The sequence below is a fragment of the Orenia metallireducens genome, from assembly GCF_003001995.1.
In the GTDB taxonomy this organism is placed as follows: Bacteria; Bacillota; Halanaerobiia; order Halobacteroidales; family Halobacteroidaceae; genus Orenia; species Orenia metallireducens_B.
The window spans coordinates 1-16,051 of the sequence record NZ_PVNB01000038.1 but is presented as its reverse complement, the minus strand read 5'-3'; the positions used below and the strand labels follow the sequence as shown (position 1 = coordinate 16,051).

The 16,051-nt window shown below is 32.6% G+C and carries 15 protein-coding genes; 11 read left to right on the top strand and 4 right to left on the bottom strand.

The window, feature by feature from the left end:
• Nucleotides 1-31: 31 nt before the first annotated feature.
• The 7 genes from BX659_RS17135 to BX659_RS17105 all read left to right on the top strand — a co-directional run bounded on the left by BX659_RS17135 (nucleotide 32) and on the right by BX659_RS17105 (nucleotide 6,806).
• Nucleotides 32-883, top strand: coding sequence for a carbohydrate ABC transporter permease (locus BX659_RS17135; protein WP_097019473.1), 852 nt, complete (start codon nucleotides 32-34; stop codon nucleotides 881-883).
• 60 nt (nucleotides 884-943) lie between these two features.
• The gene (locus tag BX659_RS17130; protein WP_097019472.1) at nucleotides 944-2,275 is read left to right on the top strand and encodes a hypothetical protein; all 1,332 of its coding nucleotides are present in this window, start codon (nucleotides 944-946) and stop codon (nucleotides 2,273-2,275) included.
• Between the two features lie 44 nt (nucleotides 2,276-2,319).
• On the top strand, nucleotides 2,320-3,279 hold the full coding sequence (locus tag BX659_RS17125) for a ComEC/Rec2 family competence protein (RefSeq protein ID WP_172432006.1): 960 nt from the start codon (nucleotides 2,320-2,322) through the stop codon (nucleotides 3,277-3,279).
• A gap of 12 nt (nucleotides 3,280-3,291) precedes the next feature.
• The gene (locus BX659_RS17120; RefSeq protein ID WP_097019470.1) at nucleotides 3,292-4,074 is read left to right on the top strand and encodes an inositol monophosphatase family protein; all 783 of its coding nucleotides are present in this window, start codon (nucleotides 3,292-3,294) and stop codon (nucleotides 4,072-4,074) included.
• Between the two features lie 23 nt (nucleotides 4,075-4,097).
• Complete coding sequence (locus BX659_RS17115) at nucleotides 4,098-4,817, top strand: GntR family transcriptional regulator (protein WP_097019469.1); 720 nt, start codon at nucleotides 4,098-4,100, stop codon at nucleotides 4,815-4,817.
• Nucleotides 4,818-5,221: 404 nt separating this feature from the next.
• A complete protein-coding gene (locus tag BX659_RS17110; RefSeq protein WP_097019468.1) occupies nucleotides 5,222-6,433 on the top strand; it encodes a replication initiation protein in 1,212 nt (403 codons plus the stop codon).
• A 70-nt stretch (nucleotides 6,434-6,503) separates the two neighbouring features.
• On the top strand, nucleotides 6,504-6,806 hold the full coding sequence (locus BX659_RS17105; RefSeq protein ID WP_097019467.1) for a late competence development ComFB family protein: 303 nt from the start codon (nucleotides 6,504-6,506) through the stop codon (nucleotides 6,804-6,806).
• A 79-nt stretch (nucleotides 6,807-6,885) separates the two neighbouring features.
• On the opposite strand, the gene BX659_RS17100 is transcribed toward BX659_RS17105, so the two are convergent.
• Entirely contained in the window at nucleotides 6,886-7,425 is a 540-nt protein-coding gene (locus tag BX659_RS17100; protein WP_097019466.1) for a site-specific integrase, read from the bottom strand.
• Nucleotides 7,426-7,670: 245 nt separating this feature from the next.
• On the opposite strand from BX659_RS17100, the gene BX659_RS17095 reads away from it, so the two are divergent.
• Entirely contained in the window at nucleotides 7,671-8,162 is a 492-nt protein-coding gene (locus tag BX659_RS17095) for a helix-turn-helix domain-containing protein (RefSeq protein WP_097019465.1), read from the top strand.
• A gap of 85 nt (nucleotides 8,163-8,247) precedes the next feature.
• Here BX659_RS17095 and BX659_RS17090 read toward each other — a convergent pair whose 3' ends face one another.
• The 3 genes from BX659_RS17090 to BX659_RS17080 form a co-directional block, all read right to left on the bottom strand.
• Nucleotides 8,248-8,877: a tyrosine-type recombinase/integrase gene (locus BX659_RS17090; protein WP_097019464.1), complete on the bottom strand. Its 630-nt coding sequence runs from the start codon at nucleotides 8,875-8,877 to the stop codon at nucleotides 8,248-8,250.
• A 746-nt stretch (nucleotides 8,878-9,623) separates the two neighbouring features.
• Complete coding sequence (gene trpS, locus BX659_RS17085; RefSeq protein ID WP_097019463.1) at nucleotides 9,624-10,625, bottom strand: tryptophan--tRNA ligase; 1,002 nt, start codon at nucleotides 10,623-10,625, stop codon at nucleotides 9,624-9,626.
• Nucleotides 10,626-11,039: 414 nt separating this feature from the next.
• The gene (locus BX659_RS17080; RefSeq protein WP_097019462.1) at nucleotides 11,040-12,230 is read right to left on the bottom strand and encodes a replication initiation protein; all 1,191 of its coding nucleotides are present in this window, start codon (nucleotides 12,228-12,230) and stop codon (nucleotides 11,040-11,042) included.
• A 508-nt stretch (nucleotides 12,231-12,738) separates the two neighbouring features.
• On the opposite strand from BX659_RS17080, the gene BX659_RS17070 reads away from it, so the two are divergent.
• The 3 genes from BX659_RS17070 to BX659_RS17060 form a co-directional block, all read left to right on the top strand.
• Nucleotides 12,739-14,370: a SpoIIE family protein phosphatase gene (locus tag BX659_RS17070; RefSeq protein WP_097019460.1), complete on the top strand. Its 1,632-nt coding sequence runs from the start codon at nucleotides 12,739-12,741 to the stop codon at nucleotides 14,368-14,370.
• Nucleotides 14,370-15,614, top strand: a complete 1,245-nt coding sequence (locus tag BX659_RS17065) for an ATP-binding protein (RefSeq protein WP_097019459.1) — start codon at nucleotides 14,370-14,372, stop codon at nucleotides 15,612-15,614. Before BX659_RS17070 ends, BX659_RS17065 begins: the two co-directional genes overlap by 1 nt.
• On the top strand, nucleotides 15,607-16,051 hold a 445-nt coding region (locus BX659_RS17060), incomplete at its 3' end, for a Jag N-terminal domain-containing protein (protein WP_172432005.1). The genes BX659_RS17065 and BX659_RS17060, both read left to right, overlap by 8 nt.

Sequence of the window (16,051 nt, the reverse complement as noted above, 5' to 3'; positions counted from 1 at the left end):
CTTTTAATAATCAAGGAGAGGATGTAGCTTAATGCTAAGAGATAATAAGATGCCTTATCTATTTTTACTACCAACAGTTATTGTCCTATTATTGTTAACAGTTTACCCTTTATTTTACGCAATTAGCATCAGCTTTCAGAAGGTTGATTCTTTTAACGGTATCCATGATTTTGTGGGGTTTAAGCATTATATTAACTTAGTTAAGGATATTAATTTCTGGGTAGCCTTAAAGAATACAGTAGTTTTTGTGCTTATAGCCGTAGTTTTAGAGACCTTAGTAGGTTTTGCTTTGGCACTGCTTTTTAATACTAAGATAATAGGTAGAAAGATCTTAAGATCTATTATTTTAATTCCCATGTTATTACCACCAATTACAGTAGCTTTAACCTGGAAGATGATGTATGCCTACGATTATGGAATTATTAATAATATCTTAAGTCACTTTGGCATAGCCCCAGTAGAGTGGTTAAGCTCGGCTAAATTGGCTCTCTTTTCAATTATTATAACCGATGTTTGGCAGTGGACTCCCTTTGTCTTTCTAGTCTTATTGGCCAATTTACAGGCATTACCTATAGAGATCTATGAGAGTGCCAAGGTAGATGGAGCTTCTGCTTTAAAGAGGCTAGTCTATATTACCTTACCTTTATTGAAGCCAGGGATTATCTTAGTTATCTTATTAAGAACTATCGATACCTTTAGAATCTTTGATAAGATCTATGTTTTAACAGGTGGAGGACCAGGTAACTCTACAGAAACTTTGACCTTTTATATCTATCAGCACGGCTTTAAATACTTTGATATAGGCTTTTCAGCTGCAACATCGATAGTAATGGTGGTCTTAATCTTAGTAATCTCTAACTCTTATATTCGTCAGGTCTTATAAATAGCTTAAACTAGTGGGTTAAATTGGGACATTTCAAAACTCAAAAGGAGGATTTTTATAATGAAGAAATCTTTATTAAAAAAGGTGGCGATGGTTACAGTCTTACTAGCTTTAATCTCAACAGCAGTTATGATCTTGCAAGGCAGCTGTTATGCTGAGTATGTAGAGCAGACCTATAATGTGGAAAGCTGGATGGAAGATATAGCCGATGAGATTGCTAATAGAGAGCTACGGGATTTAGTGATTCCTGGGACCCATGATTCAGGCTCACGAGAACTTGATGGCTGGTTGTTAGCAGATTTTACTCAGACACAAAACCATACTATTAAAAGTCAGCTAGAACATGGTATTAGATACTTTGATTTTCGTGCTACCTATACTAGTGATGGTAAAGGGTGGATCTTTTCTCATGGAGGCTTTGATATGATGGATAGAATCTTTCCTGCCTTAGATAATATCAAAACCTTCTTAGATAATCATCCAAAAGAGCTAGTTATTATTGATTTTCAACACTTTCCAGAATGGGATGATGAGGATGACCAAGCCCATATTACAGAACTTAAGGATAAGATGATGAATACCTTAGGAGCTTATATGGTACCAGAGAATTGGGGAGTACATACGAAAGTATATCAACTCTGGAATTCTAATCAGCGAGTTATTATACTTATGGATCATGAAACAATGTATAGTGAGTTCTCAGCTACAGAGCAAGAGTATATCTGGAATAGAGCCAATGCTATTAGGTCCTATTGGGCTAATGAAGGTGATGAAGAGGCTTTAATTGAAGAGCTAGATAGTGAAGTACAGACAATGAAGAGTGGCTATCAGAGTCAGACTGCAGAGTACTATGATAAATTCCATGTCTTGCAGGCTCAAACTACAGCAAGTAGTCAACTAGATTCATTATGGGATGGGGCAAATGACTCAAATCCTGCTCTACTTCCTTTATTATTAGGTCAAGATATAGGTTTAGAGACCAGTGATTGGACTACAGCACCTTTAAATATTATTATTATGGACTTTGCTATCGACACTACTGATTTGGTTGAAGTCTGTAAAACTAAGAATTTAGATGTTGGCAATTACTCTGGAAGCTATGAAGGGGTTTATTTATACCAAAATAGCAGTTATGGTGGCTACTACATTAGATTGACTGAAAATACTCCAGCAGTAAGTGATCAATATATTGTCGATGAAGATGGTTATGATGATCATATCTCTATGAACGATCAGATCAGCTCTATCTTGATTGTTGGTGATTATCAAGTCCAAATCTTTGAAGATGATAATTATGGTGGAACATCACAGTGGATCTCAACTAGTACTCCTTATTTAGCAGATGATTGGAATGATAGAATCTCCTCAGTTAAGGTATATAAAAATGAATAATAGAAATTTGGTTAGTTTAGATAGCTAGATTAGGAGGCGATAAATTGAGTAATTATCAGTTAGTAATAGATTTTTTAAGGGTGGGCTTTGGAGAGTGTAGCTGTCTTCGCTTAGTTGGTGAAGATAGCACCTTTACTATCTTAGTTGATGGTGGTGATAATGATGATAAAATCTATCAGCAAAATCCTAAAAGAATTAGAGTTAGTGAGTATTTAAAAGAGGAAGGAATTGAGCAGATAGATTTATTGGTTTTAACCCACTTTCATCGTGACCATATAGGAGGAATTGTTGAAATTATTGGTCAAGTAGAGATTAAGGAGGCTTGGCTTAATTATAACTTTAAAGCCAAGCAGCTAAATCAAGTTTTAAAGCTCAAGCAAGACTCTACCATGGGGCAATCTTTACTACTTTATCAGAAGATATTGCAAGGGCTAACACAGCAAGAGACTAAGGTAACTGTAGTTAATCAAGATATTAGCTTAAAGATTAAAGACTTAGAGATTAAAGCCTTAGCCCCTAGTAAGGAGATTTTAGATAAACTGGATTCAGATATGAGCTATCTCTTTAAATCAGCTAATTCTAATGAGCTTCAAGCTAAACTATTAGAAATTGATCGTTATTTAAACTCAGCAAGTATTCCTCTAAAGCTTAGCTTTGGAGAAAGGAGTCTACTGTTAACAGCAGATCTCCCTCTAGCTAATTGGGACGATTTTAAGGATCAAAATTTAACAGCTGATCTATTAACAGCCCCTCATCATGGTGACTTAGCTGCCATCTCTTTAGATCTGCTAGAGTCAATTAAACCAGCGTACTTTATTATCTGTGCTGATAATGAAGGAACCTATGGCTTACCTAATGAAGGGATTGAAGAGCTAATCAAGGATTATAATCAGAACATTAAGATCTGCTATACAGAAAATCCAGATTTAAAACGGGCTAATGATAGTCACTTACTTCGCTTCTTAATCACAGCTGAAGGGGAGATAGCTAATAAATTAATATAAGGTGGGATTGGATTGGACATTGATAGTGTGTTAGAGAAGGTAATAAGTTGGGTTAAAGAGGTTGGCAAGCTACAATTACAGAGATTAGAGACTAACTTAAATATCAGTACAAAATCTGGAGAGTTTGACTTAGTAACAGAGGTTGATCAGCTCTCTGAAGAGATACTGATCGGGCATATACTTAATGAATTCCCAAATCACTCAATCTTATCAGAGGAGAATGGGGCATTAAAACATCATTCAAAGTTTCAATGGATTATTGATCCATTAGATGGAACGACCAATTATATTCATGGCTTTCCTATCTTCTCTATCTCTGTTGCCTTGAAGTACTGTGATGAATTGATTATGGGAGTTATCTATGTTCCTCGCTTAGATGAGCTATATGTTGCCTTAAAAGGCAGGGGGGCTTATTTAAATTATCAAAGAATTGAGGTATCGACTAGCACTTCTTTAGAATCTTCCTTATTAAGTACAGGCTTCCCCTATAATCGTGGGATTACTTCTAATAATAACCTCAATTTCTTTAATCAGCTAGTACCAAAGATTAGAGGGATTAGAAGAACAGGAAGTGCTGCTTATGATTTATGTAATGTAGCTACAGGGCGTTTTGATGGCTATTGGGAGTTGAGTTTAAACTCTTGGGATATAGCTGCTGGTAAGCTATTGGTAGAAGAGGCTAAAGGCAAGGTTATCAGTCTAAAAGTTGGTGAGGATAGCTTATTAGTTGCTGCTAATCAGATGATCTGTGATTTATTATTAACAGAGTTTGAAGCTGATCTTTTAAAATCTTGAAGTTGACAGTTGGGAGTGGGATGATGAAACCAAGTTACTTAAGTATTAAAGAAGAGCTTGAAGAGATGGTTAGAGCTGGTGAGCTAAGGATTGGAGAGAAACTGCCTGCCGAGGCTAAGATGGCAGAGCATTTTGGGGTTAGCAGGGAGACCTTCCGTTCTGCTGTTAAATTACTGGTAGAGGAGGGCAAGCTTCTAGTCAAACATGGGGTTGGAACCTTTGTGACCAATCCTTTACCAAGTATCTCCTCTAGCTTAGAGAGGTTACAGAGTGTAGGCTCAATGATTAAATTGGCAGGCTTAGAGGAGGGGGAGCAGCAGGTTAAGGTAAGTACTAAGAGGTGTAATAAGAGCTGGGCTAAGTTATTGGATCTAGCAGAAGGCGATTTAGTTACTGTAATTAAACGGATTAGAACAGCTAATAATGAGCCTGTCTTCTTCTCATTAAATATATTACCCCAATATCTAGTGGGTGAGGCTTTTAAAGTTAAAGAGTTTTCTGGTTCATTATTTGAGTTTTTAAACAAGGAGTGTAATATCGATATTTTACTGGCTGACACCGAACTAGTAGTACCTTTAGCAGATGATGAGTATGCCCAAAAGATTATTGTTGAACCAGAGACCACAGTGTTATTAATGAAGCAGCTACATTATGATGAGACTAATCGCCCAATTCTCTACTCCTTAGACTACTGGCGTAATGATATCTTTAGTTTCTGGATCAGAAGAAGACGCCAGCAATAAACTAAACTGAATCTATCTACTAATTAAAGTAGCTAAGAGCTTATTAAGCTTTTAGCTGCTTTTTTTTGAGTTTAAAGATTAACAACAACTAAATTTCTAATCAGCAGAATTTATCAGCTTTACACTGTAAATAATGAGTAAAGTGAGAAAACCCTGTTGTAGTTGTTTTAATAGTTTTAAATAGTTTTAAAGGTTTTCCGGGGTGGACAACCCCTTGTAGTTATGGGATTTGTTGCTATTAAAAACTACATTTTGAGTGTTAAATGCTACATTTTGAGTGTTAAACACTTCTTTTTAGGTGCTAAAAACTACATTTCGAGTGTCAAAAACTACTTTTTTAGTGTTAAATACTTCTTGATTGTTTGTTTGTAGTATTATATTATTGAAAAAAGGAGATGATTTAATTGGAACACAAAAACAAACTAATTGTTAAAGAGAATCATCTAATTGAAGGTTTTGTAGAAATGACCAAAAATGAATATAAGTTTATACTTTATTTAATCTCTAAAATAAAAAAAGATGAGGAAGATTTTAGAAAACAAAAAGTGACAGTTAAAGAGTTTGCAGAAGTCTTAGGCTATAAAGGAGAAGGCTTATATCAATATATGCAAGAGTTTGAAGATTCACTGATTAAAAAGCATATTAGAATAGAGAATAATGAAGGAGATAGGGTCAAAATAAATTGGTTGAGTTATATTAGATATTTTAATGATGCTGGAACTTTAGAAATAGCCTTCAATAGTGATTTAGTACCTTATCTATTAAATTTGGATACTAGATTTACTAAATATCTTTTAAGTAATATAATTGGATTAAATAGTATTTATAGTATCAGAATCTATGAGCTATTAAAGCAATATGAACGAATTAAAAATCGAGTAATAGAGTTAGATGATTTAAGAAAAATGTTAGGTATAGCTGATGACCAATATAAACGTTATAATAACTTTAAGCAAAGAGTACTATTAAAAGCTAAAGAAGAGTTAGCTGAAAATAAAGATACAGATATTTACTTTGATTTTGAAGAGATTAAGACAGGTAGAAAGGTAACGGCGATTAAATTTATTATTAAGAAGAAACAACTTCCACCAGAAGAGTTAGAATTTCAAGAATATGCTACAGAAAAGAACCACTCTCCAGAAGTTTTAGAATTATTTAGACTTTTGCCTCCCAAGGAACAGATCGAGGCTCATAAGAGAAACTTAGATAGATTATTAAGAGAACATAGTTTTGAATACTTGAAGGCTGACATTGAGTATGCTAAACAGGCTCAGCCTGATAATTTTATGGGCTTTTTAAAGGCTTCCTGTGCAGGTGGACATTATGCTAGTGTTGAGCTAGAGAAGCAGCAACGTAAAAAAGAGCTGGCAAGATACCGGGAGCAAGAGCAGAAGAAAAAAGAAGAGTTAGAGCAGAAGATTAAAAAGAAAGCCCAGCAAAAAGCTAAGAAGAATTATGAAAAGCTATCGGAAAAGGAGATAGACAGCTATGCAGAGGGCTATGAGAGTCTACCAAAGATGCTTAAGGAGAAGGTTTCTAAAAAGGAGTTTGTGCTAGGAGCTATTGAGGAAGAGCTTGAGAAAGAACTTAGAGAGTTATTAAGTGGATTTAATTAAAGAAGTTAGAGCAATAAGGTTTAATCAATTATTTAAGTTTAAAAGGATATAAGATAATAGGAGGGCAATTATGTTAGCAAAATTAAAGAAGATTAAAGAGGATAAGTTAAATAACTGTTTAGAAGATATCATCTTAGAAAAGATTGCTGATTTATTAGAGAGTGATGAGTTTAGTAATATCTGTATCTGTGAGCATTGCTTATTAGATATAGCTTCTTATACTTTAAATCAGATTCCAGCTAAATATGTTACCAGTGATAGAGGAAATGTACTAGCTCGTTTAGCTGATTTTGAAGAACAAGCTCAGATTGATTTAGATTTAGTAGTAATTAAGTCGATTAAAAAGGTGGCTAAAAACCCTTACCATAGTTAGATTTTAGCTCATACAATAAAAACACCGTGTCTTAATACGGTGTTTTTATTGTTTTATATGCTTTTGTTCAAAAATCATTCTATTTAACAATAATATTCTTATCCATCACAGCTTCATCAATTCCAATATAATTTAAGGTTAGACTTGGAGAGGAGTGATTAAAAAGGTCCTGTAATAAGGCTAAATCCCTATTCTTTAGATAATGATGATAAGCAAAGGTCTTTCTTAAAGTATGGGTTCCAACATCATTGATTCTCAACTCCTTAGCAGCCTTTTTCAGTACCCGATAAGCTTGTACCCTACTAATTGGTTGATTATGCCCCTTTTGGCTTTGAAAGAGGTGCTGCCAGTCCTTCATATTGATGATGTACTTATCTATCTCTTTTCTTAATTGAGGATTAATCAAATATTTCTTCTCTTTACCACTTTTGTCTTCATTAATAATAATATGGTCTTTATCCTTAACATCACTGACCTTTAAATTCAAGATATCAGATATTCTCAATCCTGTATTAATCCCAATTACAAATAAGAGATAATCACGATAGCTACTTTTAAATAGCTTACTTTTCATCTCTTCTATCTTATCCTGATCTTTAATTGCTTCTACTCTATTCATCTAAATCCCCCAATTGTTAATTTTAGCGACCATCCTCTTTTAAAGCTTTTCTAACATTATAATACGTTTATAGTACTATTGCAATGATATATACATATACTGCCAAGTGACCTCCTTAACCAACCTCTGTCCGACTTTTAGGAAAGTTGTCCTCGTTTATGTCCTCTAAAAAGAAGGGATTTGTCTAAAGCAAGTAGAAGTAGTTAATTGGAAATATATTACAATCAATAAAGGGGGTGTTAAATTTGTCCGACGAATATACCTTTACCACCAGTCAAGCAGCTGAAATTCTTGAGGTCTCTGAAAGGACTGTCCGTAGGCGTTGTAACAATGGAGATTTAGATGCTATCAAAAAGAATGTAAATGGGATTGAGCAATGGTTTATCAATCAAGGTGAGTTCTCCCAGATAGCTCAAGCTATTGAAGAAGTAATTGAGGTAGCCAATGTAAAAGAGCCTATCAATCTTTCTCAGCTAAAAAGAGCCTTCCAACAGGCACTAGAAGTCAATAATCAGGAGCTTAAAGAGGTCGTTTTGCAACAAAATCAAGTATTGGCTCATAAGCTAATCAACATGGAAGAGGAGCTTAAGATCGAATTAAATAAGATCAATTCAACTCAAATAAGCCACTTTAACCAAGTTGAAAAGAGAGATCGAGAGTTGATGTTAAAGATTAGAGAGCTACAAGAAAAGAAGGATAAGCCTCTATTAAAGAGGTTAAAAGAGGTTTTTTCCTAGAACGTCTACTATCAGCTAAAAAGCCAAAGTTAAAGAATTAATTCTTTAACTTTGGCTTTTTAATAATCTTTAAATTTCAAATTTATCAATCTCTATCGACCATTGCTGCTATTACCTCTTCATTGCTGATATAAGTATAAATCTGAGTTGTAGAGATATCATCATGGCCTAAAGCCTCTTGAACTATCCTCAAATTCTTGATCTCTTTATAAAGAGTGGTTGCAAAGCTATGCCTTAAACTATGAGGAGTTACTTTTCTCTGTAGATATTCTTTTCCATTTTTATTAACTCTGAGTGTAGTTTCTTGGATTTGAGCCTTTTTAGCATAGGTATATACCATCTCTCTAATATCCCTAGGGTTTAACTTATTTCCCTTTAAGGTAGTAAATACTAATTGCTCTTGATTGACCACCTCTCTTTTCTCTAACTCTAATTCTTGTCTGTTCTTCCAATCCTTTAAAAGCTTTAAGCTTCTTTGGGGTACTCCTAAAATCCGATCTTTCCCACCTTTACCCTCAATTACAGTTAAAATATTTCCATTGATATCTCTCCATTTGAGATTAATAGTTTCTGCTAACCTTAAGCCAGTATCTAACATGAGAGCAATCATAGCTTTATTTCTCTGAGCTGTCGGATAGCGGGTATTGAAGATATTTAGCAGCTGATTCTGCTCATCTTTAGTTAGAACATAGGGTAACTTTTTTCTGTTTCTCATTAAACTCTCCTCCAAAGCTATTATTCTAAGAAATAGTTTATTTATTATCTTTTAATAGTTCTTTTATCTGCTCTATCTCTTGGTTTTTTCTTTTAACAAGTTCTATCAATTTTTTTAACTTTTTTGGCAAACTAAAAATCAAATAAAAAATTCCTATAATCAAAACTAAATTTAAAGTTTGAAAGAAGATTGTAGTTAACAATTTTATTACACCCCCGATAATGTATAGAATAGGTGCTTATTCACCAGCAATTTCATTATATTCCTCGTTGTTAAGTTTTTCAATTATTTTCGGTGCTTATTCACCAAAAATAATTGAAATTGACCCTTATATATATAGAAAAAGACTCCTAGCTAGGAGTCTTTTTCTATATATATATTTGATTTATTATATTCTCTTCTCAACTAATTTTTATTATTTTGAGATAGATCATAAAATTCTAAATCTTCCTCAACAACTTTGGTAAAATCAATAAAAGAATCAATCATATTCTTTAACATAATCTATCACCTCTCTTGATATTGATATTAATTATCGTTATCAATATTATACAGGTTAACTCCTCTTCTGTCAAGAAAAACCTTTTAAAAAATATATTTCTTAGAGATTATAGCAAATATCTTCATTTGAAATGATGAAAATAAAACCTTAACTTCTAATTTAAAGTCAGTGAAATAGTAAAGAGGTAGCTAGAAAATTCTAGCTACCTCCTTGTTTATTCAACTAAAAAACTTATTATCTATTCTTAAAAATAATTAATCTTCATAGCTTCTTTTACTTCAGCAAGAGTATTGGCTGCTATTGCTCTTGCTTTTTCTGATCCTTTTCTTAAGATATTCATTACTTCTTTAGGATCTTTGCTATACTCTTCTCTACGCTCTCTAATTGGTTTTAAGAAGTCTTGTAAAACTAGATTGAGCCGCCTTTTTACCTTAACATCTCCAAGTCCACCTCTACGATAATGGGCTTTTAACTGCTCAACCTCTTCTTGCTCTGGATCAAAGAGATCAAGATAGATAAAGACTGGATTTCCTTCAACTTGACCTGGATCTTCAACTCTAAGATGGTTAGGGTCAGTAAACATTCCCATTACCTTTTCTTGGATCACTTCAGATGAATCAGCTAAGGAGATAGCATTGCCTAAAGATTTACTCATCTTGTTTTGACCATCAGTTCCTACTAATCTAGCAGCTTTAGAGACTAATGCTTGCGGTTCTACTAAAACCGGTTCATAGATTCTATTAAACCTTCTGACAATCTCTACAGTCTGCTCTAAAAGTGGTAATTGATCTTCACCAACAGGAACTAAATTAGCTTTAAAGGCAGTTATATCTGCTGCCTGACTGACAGGATAGGTTAGAAAGCCAGCTGGAATACTCTCTTTAAAGGCTTTTTGCTCTATTTCATTCTTAACTGTAGGATTTCTCTTTAAGCGATTTACTGTTACTAGATTCAGATAATACATATTAAGTTCAGCTAGCTCTGGTACTAATGATTGGATGAAAATGGTACTAATCTTGGGATCAATACCTACAGCTAGATAATCTAAGACCACCTCTAAGATATTTTTACGGACTTTTAGTGGATTGTCCGCATTATCCGTTAGAGCTTGAGTATCTGCAATCATAACAAATTGTTTATAATCATTCTGTAATTTAACACGATTTTCTAAAGAACCGACATAATGTCCTAAATGTAGTTGTCCCGTGGGGCGGTCACCAGTAAGAATAATCTTATTATCATTCATATGAACTCTCCTTTAAGTTTTAGTTAAATATCAAGATTTATTCTATTAACTACTGGTATCCTCCATATCAATGAAGCAAGAGTTTCTTTACGATTATGCTTCACCTAATATCACTCCTTAAATAATATTTAATCTATATTACCATATATACATTTAGATGTAAAGTAAGATAAAATTGTAGTTCTGTACTATATATAACACGAAAAAGAATTTAAATTTCTTTAGCCACGAATCGCACTAATTTACACGAATAAGTTCAAAAAATTTATTCATTAAATTAATTTTTTACTCTTTGATTGGTTTTAATTTGTGGCTAAAAATTATTCTTGTTTACTCTTTTACTTTTAAAATTGCTAATATAAAATCTTTATAGATTTACATATATCCTAAAAAAATTAAGATCATTTCTCTTTTTTAAAACATCATCTCAGTCAATTCCCTTAATTCCTCTTCAAGCTCCTCCTCCAAGGCTCCAATCACAAAATCCTCTCTTGTAATTCTCTCCTTTAACATCTTTGGTAAGCTCTCATACTTACTCCCATACTCCTCTAACTCTTGTTCAGAGAGCTTACTATACCTCTCTCTAGCCTTCTCTTCTGCTTTTTGCTTAATCTTTTTCTCTAGCTCCTGCTTTCTCTGCTCTTCTGCCTCCCTCTGTCTAGCTAAATCCTCTTTACGTTCTTTCTTCTCCACCTCAGCAGTAGAGTAATGCCCCCGTTGACAAGAACTTTTTAAAAAGCCCAAAAAATTCTTTACTTCAAACTGCTTAGCATACTCGATATCAGCCTTTAAGTAGTCATAGCTATGTTCTTTAAGTAACTTTGATAACTCTCGCTTATGAGCCTCTACCTGCTCCTTTGGAGGTAAGAGCTGAAATAACTCCAAAACCTCTGGGGAGTAACTCTCTTTAGGGAACTCTTTAAACTCTAGTTCTCTTTCTGGAAGTTCTTTCTTGTGAATAATAAATTTAATTCCTGTTACTTTTCTGCCAGTTTTTATCTCTTCAAAATCAACTTCTAAATCTGTCTTTTGATTGATCTCATCTTGAGCTTGAAGTAATATTCTTCTTTTAAAATCAGCATAAAGTTTATATTTATCTTTAACATCTAATATCTCTCTTAAATCTGTTATTGTAATTTTTCTTTCTTTTATTCGCTCATACTGCTTTAATAACTCATAAATCCGAATCGAATAAAAACTCTTTAATTCTAGAATATTCTCTAAATAATACTTAGTAAAGTTATTTTTCAACTGTAAAAAATAAGGTTTTAGTTTTGGATCATAACTTAAAGTTATTGTACTATTAATGTTGTCATATACACAACTACTCAAAAATGTAGTTATCAATTCCCTTTTATCAGGTTGATGAATTTCAATTTCTCTTGTAATCAACTTTCTAATGGATTCTTTTAATGCTACATAATTATTTTCACCTAAACCCAGTTCCTCCAATAAATCTCTACTTCTAAAAGTATGTTCTTTAAAATCTTCATCATTCTTCTCTATCAAACAGGTTAATTTTGCAATTATCTTTGCCTCTGTACTTGTCATATTATATTTACTTTCAATCACTTTATTGTGCTTTACAATCAAGTCATTAGCCATTGAAACACCTCCTTTTTTATTATATCTAATCCAACATGACTTATCAAAAAAAACGTCATATTAAACATTAAATTAGCCATAATATACATTAAAAATGGCATATTAAACATTAAAAGTGTAATAGTTAACATTAAAAATATCATATTAAACACTAAATCTGTCATATTTAATGTCAACAAAGCCTATAACCACAAGGGTTTGTCCACCTCGGAAAACTTTTAAAACTATTTAAAACTATTAAAACAACTACAACAGGATTTTCTCGCTATCTCATCATTTGAAGTATCCTCTTTAACTACTCTACTTAATTTAAATTTTTTTTTGTTGTTAAATCTTTGCTAAGAAGAACTTATTAAAAAGTATCTTGACCTCTAGCTTAATCAACCTAGAACTAAAGCAGGTATTAAAGGATAATTATAATATTTTATAGAATTATATCTAATAAATAGAATTATAATAAAGATTATATGACCGATTAGATACTTTATACTATATCAGGAGGTGGACAATGGTAGATCAATCAAAGAATCAGCTAAAAGAGAATACCTTAGCCATTAATCAGTCTTATGAGCTTGGTGGAGATGGCGTAATCATAATAGCTATTGACTCTAAGGAGATTATAAAGATAAATAAAAAGGCACTAGACTTACTAGAATATAAAGATCAACAGCTAATAGGTACTGATATTAGTAGTCTCGGTATCAAAGGGTTGGATAAAGATAGTCAGCAGATTGAATCTCAAGGTACTAAGCAGAAATATAAATTTATAGGTGAATACCTGCAGAAAAATGGTGATATTTTATATTTAGAAGTCAATGTCCAAAGGGTAGATAATAATTATATTATCTACAGAATTCATAAGATTAGTGAAGAATGTAATTATTGTTATCAGAAGATAAAGCAGAATTATTTACAGAAACAATATCAATATATTCATGAAGAAAGTAACCTCTCTAATATCTTAGCACATATGAAAGACTCGAAAAGTCTTAACGATTTTTGCCAACAGTTATTAAAAATATTATTACTTAGAACAGATTTGAAGTATGGATTTATATTATTAAAAGATATATTTAATAATAAAGGATATATAAAAAATGAAACTAATTATAAGTTAAGTAATAAAAGTTATCTGCTAATTAAAAAATTAATAGATAATAATAGTCCCTCTATTAAAGAAAGTCTAAATAGAATTTTAGATGAGGAATTTTCAGAAAGTTCCTTTAATTATTTTATAGAGGTTTTGGAAGATGAAGGTAAGATTTTAGGTATTATTGTAGTTATGGATGCTAAAGAAAACTATAAAGAATTTATTCAGGAAGTGCTTAAATCTTTCTCTATCTTTTTAACAGATGGGATAACTAAAATTAAAATTTTACAAAAAGAAGTAGAAAAGAACACATTAAATAAAGAGATTGAGATTGCTTCTAAAATCCAGAACTCATTTATCCCTAAACAGACACCTCAGCATGATCAATTAGAGCTATCGATCTATTATAACCCTGCCAAAGAGGTTGGTGGAGATTACTTTGCTTTCAAACAGAAGCAAGATAAATTAAATATCTTTATCTCTGATGTAATGGGTAAAGGGATTCCTGCAGCGATAATAGTTGCTACAATTCATAGTGCTTTTAATATTTTAAATAGATTAGAAGATAATCCTTCCAAGATTTTAGAGCATATCAATAATAATCTCTACCATGATTTAAAGAATAGACCCACCTTTGTTTCAGCATTTTATGGCTCCTTTGATTTTAAGGAAAGTAACTTTATTTACAGTAATGCCGCCCATAATCAACCACTACTCTGGTCTAATCAACTCCAGAAAATTATCACCCTAGATAAGCGAGGGATTTTATGTGGTATTCAAAAGGACTACATCTATGATAGTTATCAAGTCAAGTTAAGCCATGGTGATATTCTGTTGTTTTATACTGATGGCTTAATAGATATTCAAAATAGAGCAAATAATAGATTTACAGTAAGTCGATTAGAGCAGCTGTTAATTGAGAATAACCAATTATCGGCTGAAGATATCAAAGAGAAGCTAGTAGAAGAGATCTATAATTTTTCAAAGGGAACTCCCTTTCCTGATGATATTAGTTTGATTATCTGTAAATTTTTAGGGGGTGATAAGTAGTGTCAGATCTAGATAATAATCACTCTATAGATTGTAAAAAGATAATCAGTGGAGAATTCTTAGCTAAAAGACCTTCAAAACCCCTTAAGGTTCAATTAGAGAAGGTAGATAATAAATCGCTATTCTCTGGAGTTATAGAATTAGTAAGCCCAATTGGAATAGTTCTAAGAAGTAGTGTACCCTTAGGTAAATATAAGCTAAAGGTATTTAATAACTTGGAGATAATAGTCAAGACAGTTAATTTAAAAGAAAGTGCTCCTTATCAATCCTTTGATATTATCAAGGTTATCAGAGAGAAAGAAGAGAGGAAGAAGTTAAGTAAGGAGGATTTTGAATTACTAACTTATTCTTCTAAAGAGTTGATAGCTAAATTAACAGAGGATCTACCTAAAGGAAATAAGGAATTGATCAGAGAACAGCTACAGCTAGAAGTAGAGAAGTCAGAATTATTAGATGAGTTAGAAGTAGCCGATGTCTTTAAGTATAGTCAAGGGAAGATAAAGAATCTAACAGGCTTTGGCTCTATAACCTTATCAGATGATTATCTAAGCAGCTTCATCAAAAGATCTATCAAGGATAAGCGATATACTAGAGAGACAATTATAGATGAATCAGGAGAAAGGATCTATGATTTACATGCTCTACCTATGAACTGTAAATCCGGTGGTATGATTGCAATTGATGTCACAGATATAATCAATACAGAAAAGAAGAACAAGACTAGAGAGCTAGAGATTTATCGTGATGTGATTGAAGCAGCAACCAATGGCAAGTTTAAATTAATCTTTAAAGAAGAAGAGATTAATAATGAGCTAGAGAAAGGTAATAAATTATTTACTATAAGTCTCCAAGAGGCTAAGGATATTAAAGCTAGTAGAGCTAGATTTAAAGAAGAACTTAAGAGATTTAACCTTACTGCTAAAGAGAAGCTCCATTTAACCCTAGCTTTATCAGAGGTCACTACAAATGCTTTAAAGCATGGTGGAACAGGTGAGCTTGTAGTCAAAAATTATGATAATAATTTAAGAATTATAACTAGTGACCAAGGTAAAGGGATCGATTTTAAAGAGTTACCAAAGGCTGCGTTAATGAAGAATTATTCTAAATCAAATAGCTTCTCTTTAGGACAAGGTTTTTCAGTCATGTTTATGGCAAGTGATCGTTTATTATTAAAGACTGACTGTAAGGGAACAATAGTGATTTTAGAGAAGGGATTAACCAAAGGAGGTGCAGTAGATGAATAAAGAGCGTTCTGTGACCGTTAAGGGGGAAAGTATTAACAAGACCATAAAAAAAGGACTCTTCTTGTTAGGTTGTAGTAAAGAAGATGTAGAGGTTGAAGTCTTAGAAGAGGGTAGAAAGGGCTTTTTAGGCTTTGGTAGAAGACTATTTAAAGTAAGATTAAGCCTTCTTGAAAGTCTTGAAAGCAAAGATAAGCCAAAAGAGTCATCTCTAGATAGTGAGCAAGAGAGTATAGAAAAGAAGTTAATTGAGCTTAAAGATAATCAGCTTATTCTAAGTCAACAGATTGAAGATAGATATCCAGTTGTCAAAGCAGAGGCTGGGATTAAATTATATGTTGATGATAAAAAGGTCGATGATTGGGTTATCTTATCTGAGGATAAAGAGATTAGGGTCGAGGTTATAAATCAAGAGGCGGTTTCAGATATTGAAATTAGAG

Coding starts and splice junctions, on each gene's coding strand:
- BX659_RS17105 (WP_097019467.1), top strand. CDS start 6,504: ATGTTAGCAAAATTAAAGAAGATTAAAGAGGATAAGTTAAATAACTGT.
- BX659_RS17115 (WP_097019469.1), top strand. CDS start 4,098: ATGAAACCAAGTTACTTAAGTATTAAAGAAGAGCTTGAAGAGATGGTT.
- BX659_RS17135 (WP_097019473.1), top strand. CDS start 32: ATGCTAAGAGATAATAAGATGCCTTATCTATTTTTACTACCAACAGTT.
- trpS (WP_097019463.1), bottom strand. CDS start 10,625: ATGAATGATAATAAGATTATTCTTACTGGTGACCGCCCCACGGGACAA.
- BX659_RS17100 (WP_097019466.1), bottom strand. CDS start 7,425: ATGAATAGAGTAGAAGCAATTAAAGATCAGGATAAGATAGAAGAGATG.
- BX659_RS17130 (WP_097019472.1), top strand. CDS start 944: ATGAAGAAATCTTTATTAAAAAAGGTGGCGATGGTTACAGTCTTACTA.
- BX659_RS17090 (WP_097019464.1), bottom strand. CDS start 8,877: ATGAGAAACAGAAAAAAGTTACCCTATGTTCTAACTAAAGATGAGCAG.
- BX659_RS17070 (WP_097019460.1), top strand. CDS start 12,739: ATGGTAGATCAATCAAAGAATCAGCTAAAAGAGAATACCTTAGCCATT.
- BX659_RS17080 (WP_097019462.1), bottom strand. CDS start 12,230: ATGGCTAATGACTTGATTGTAAAGCACAATAAAGTGATTGAAAGTAAA.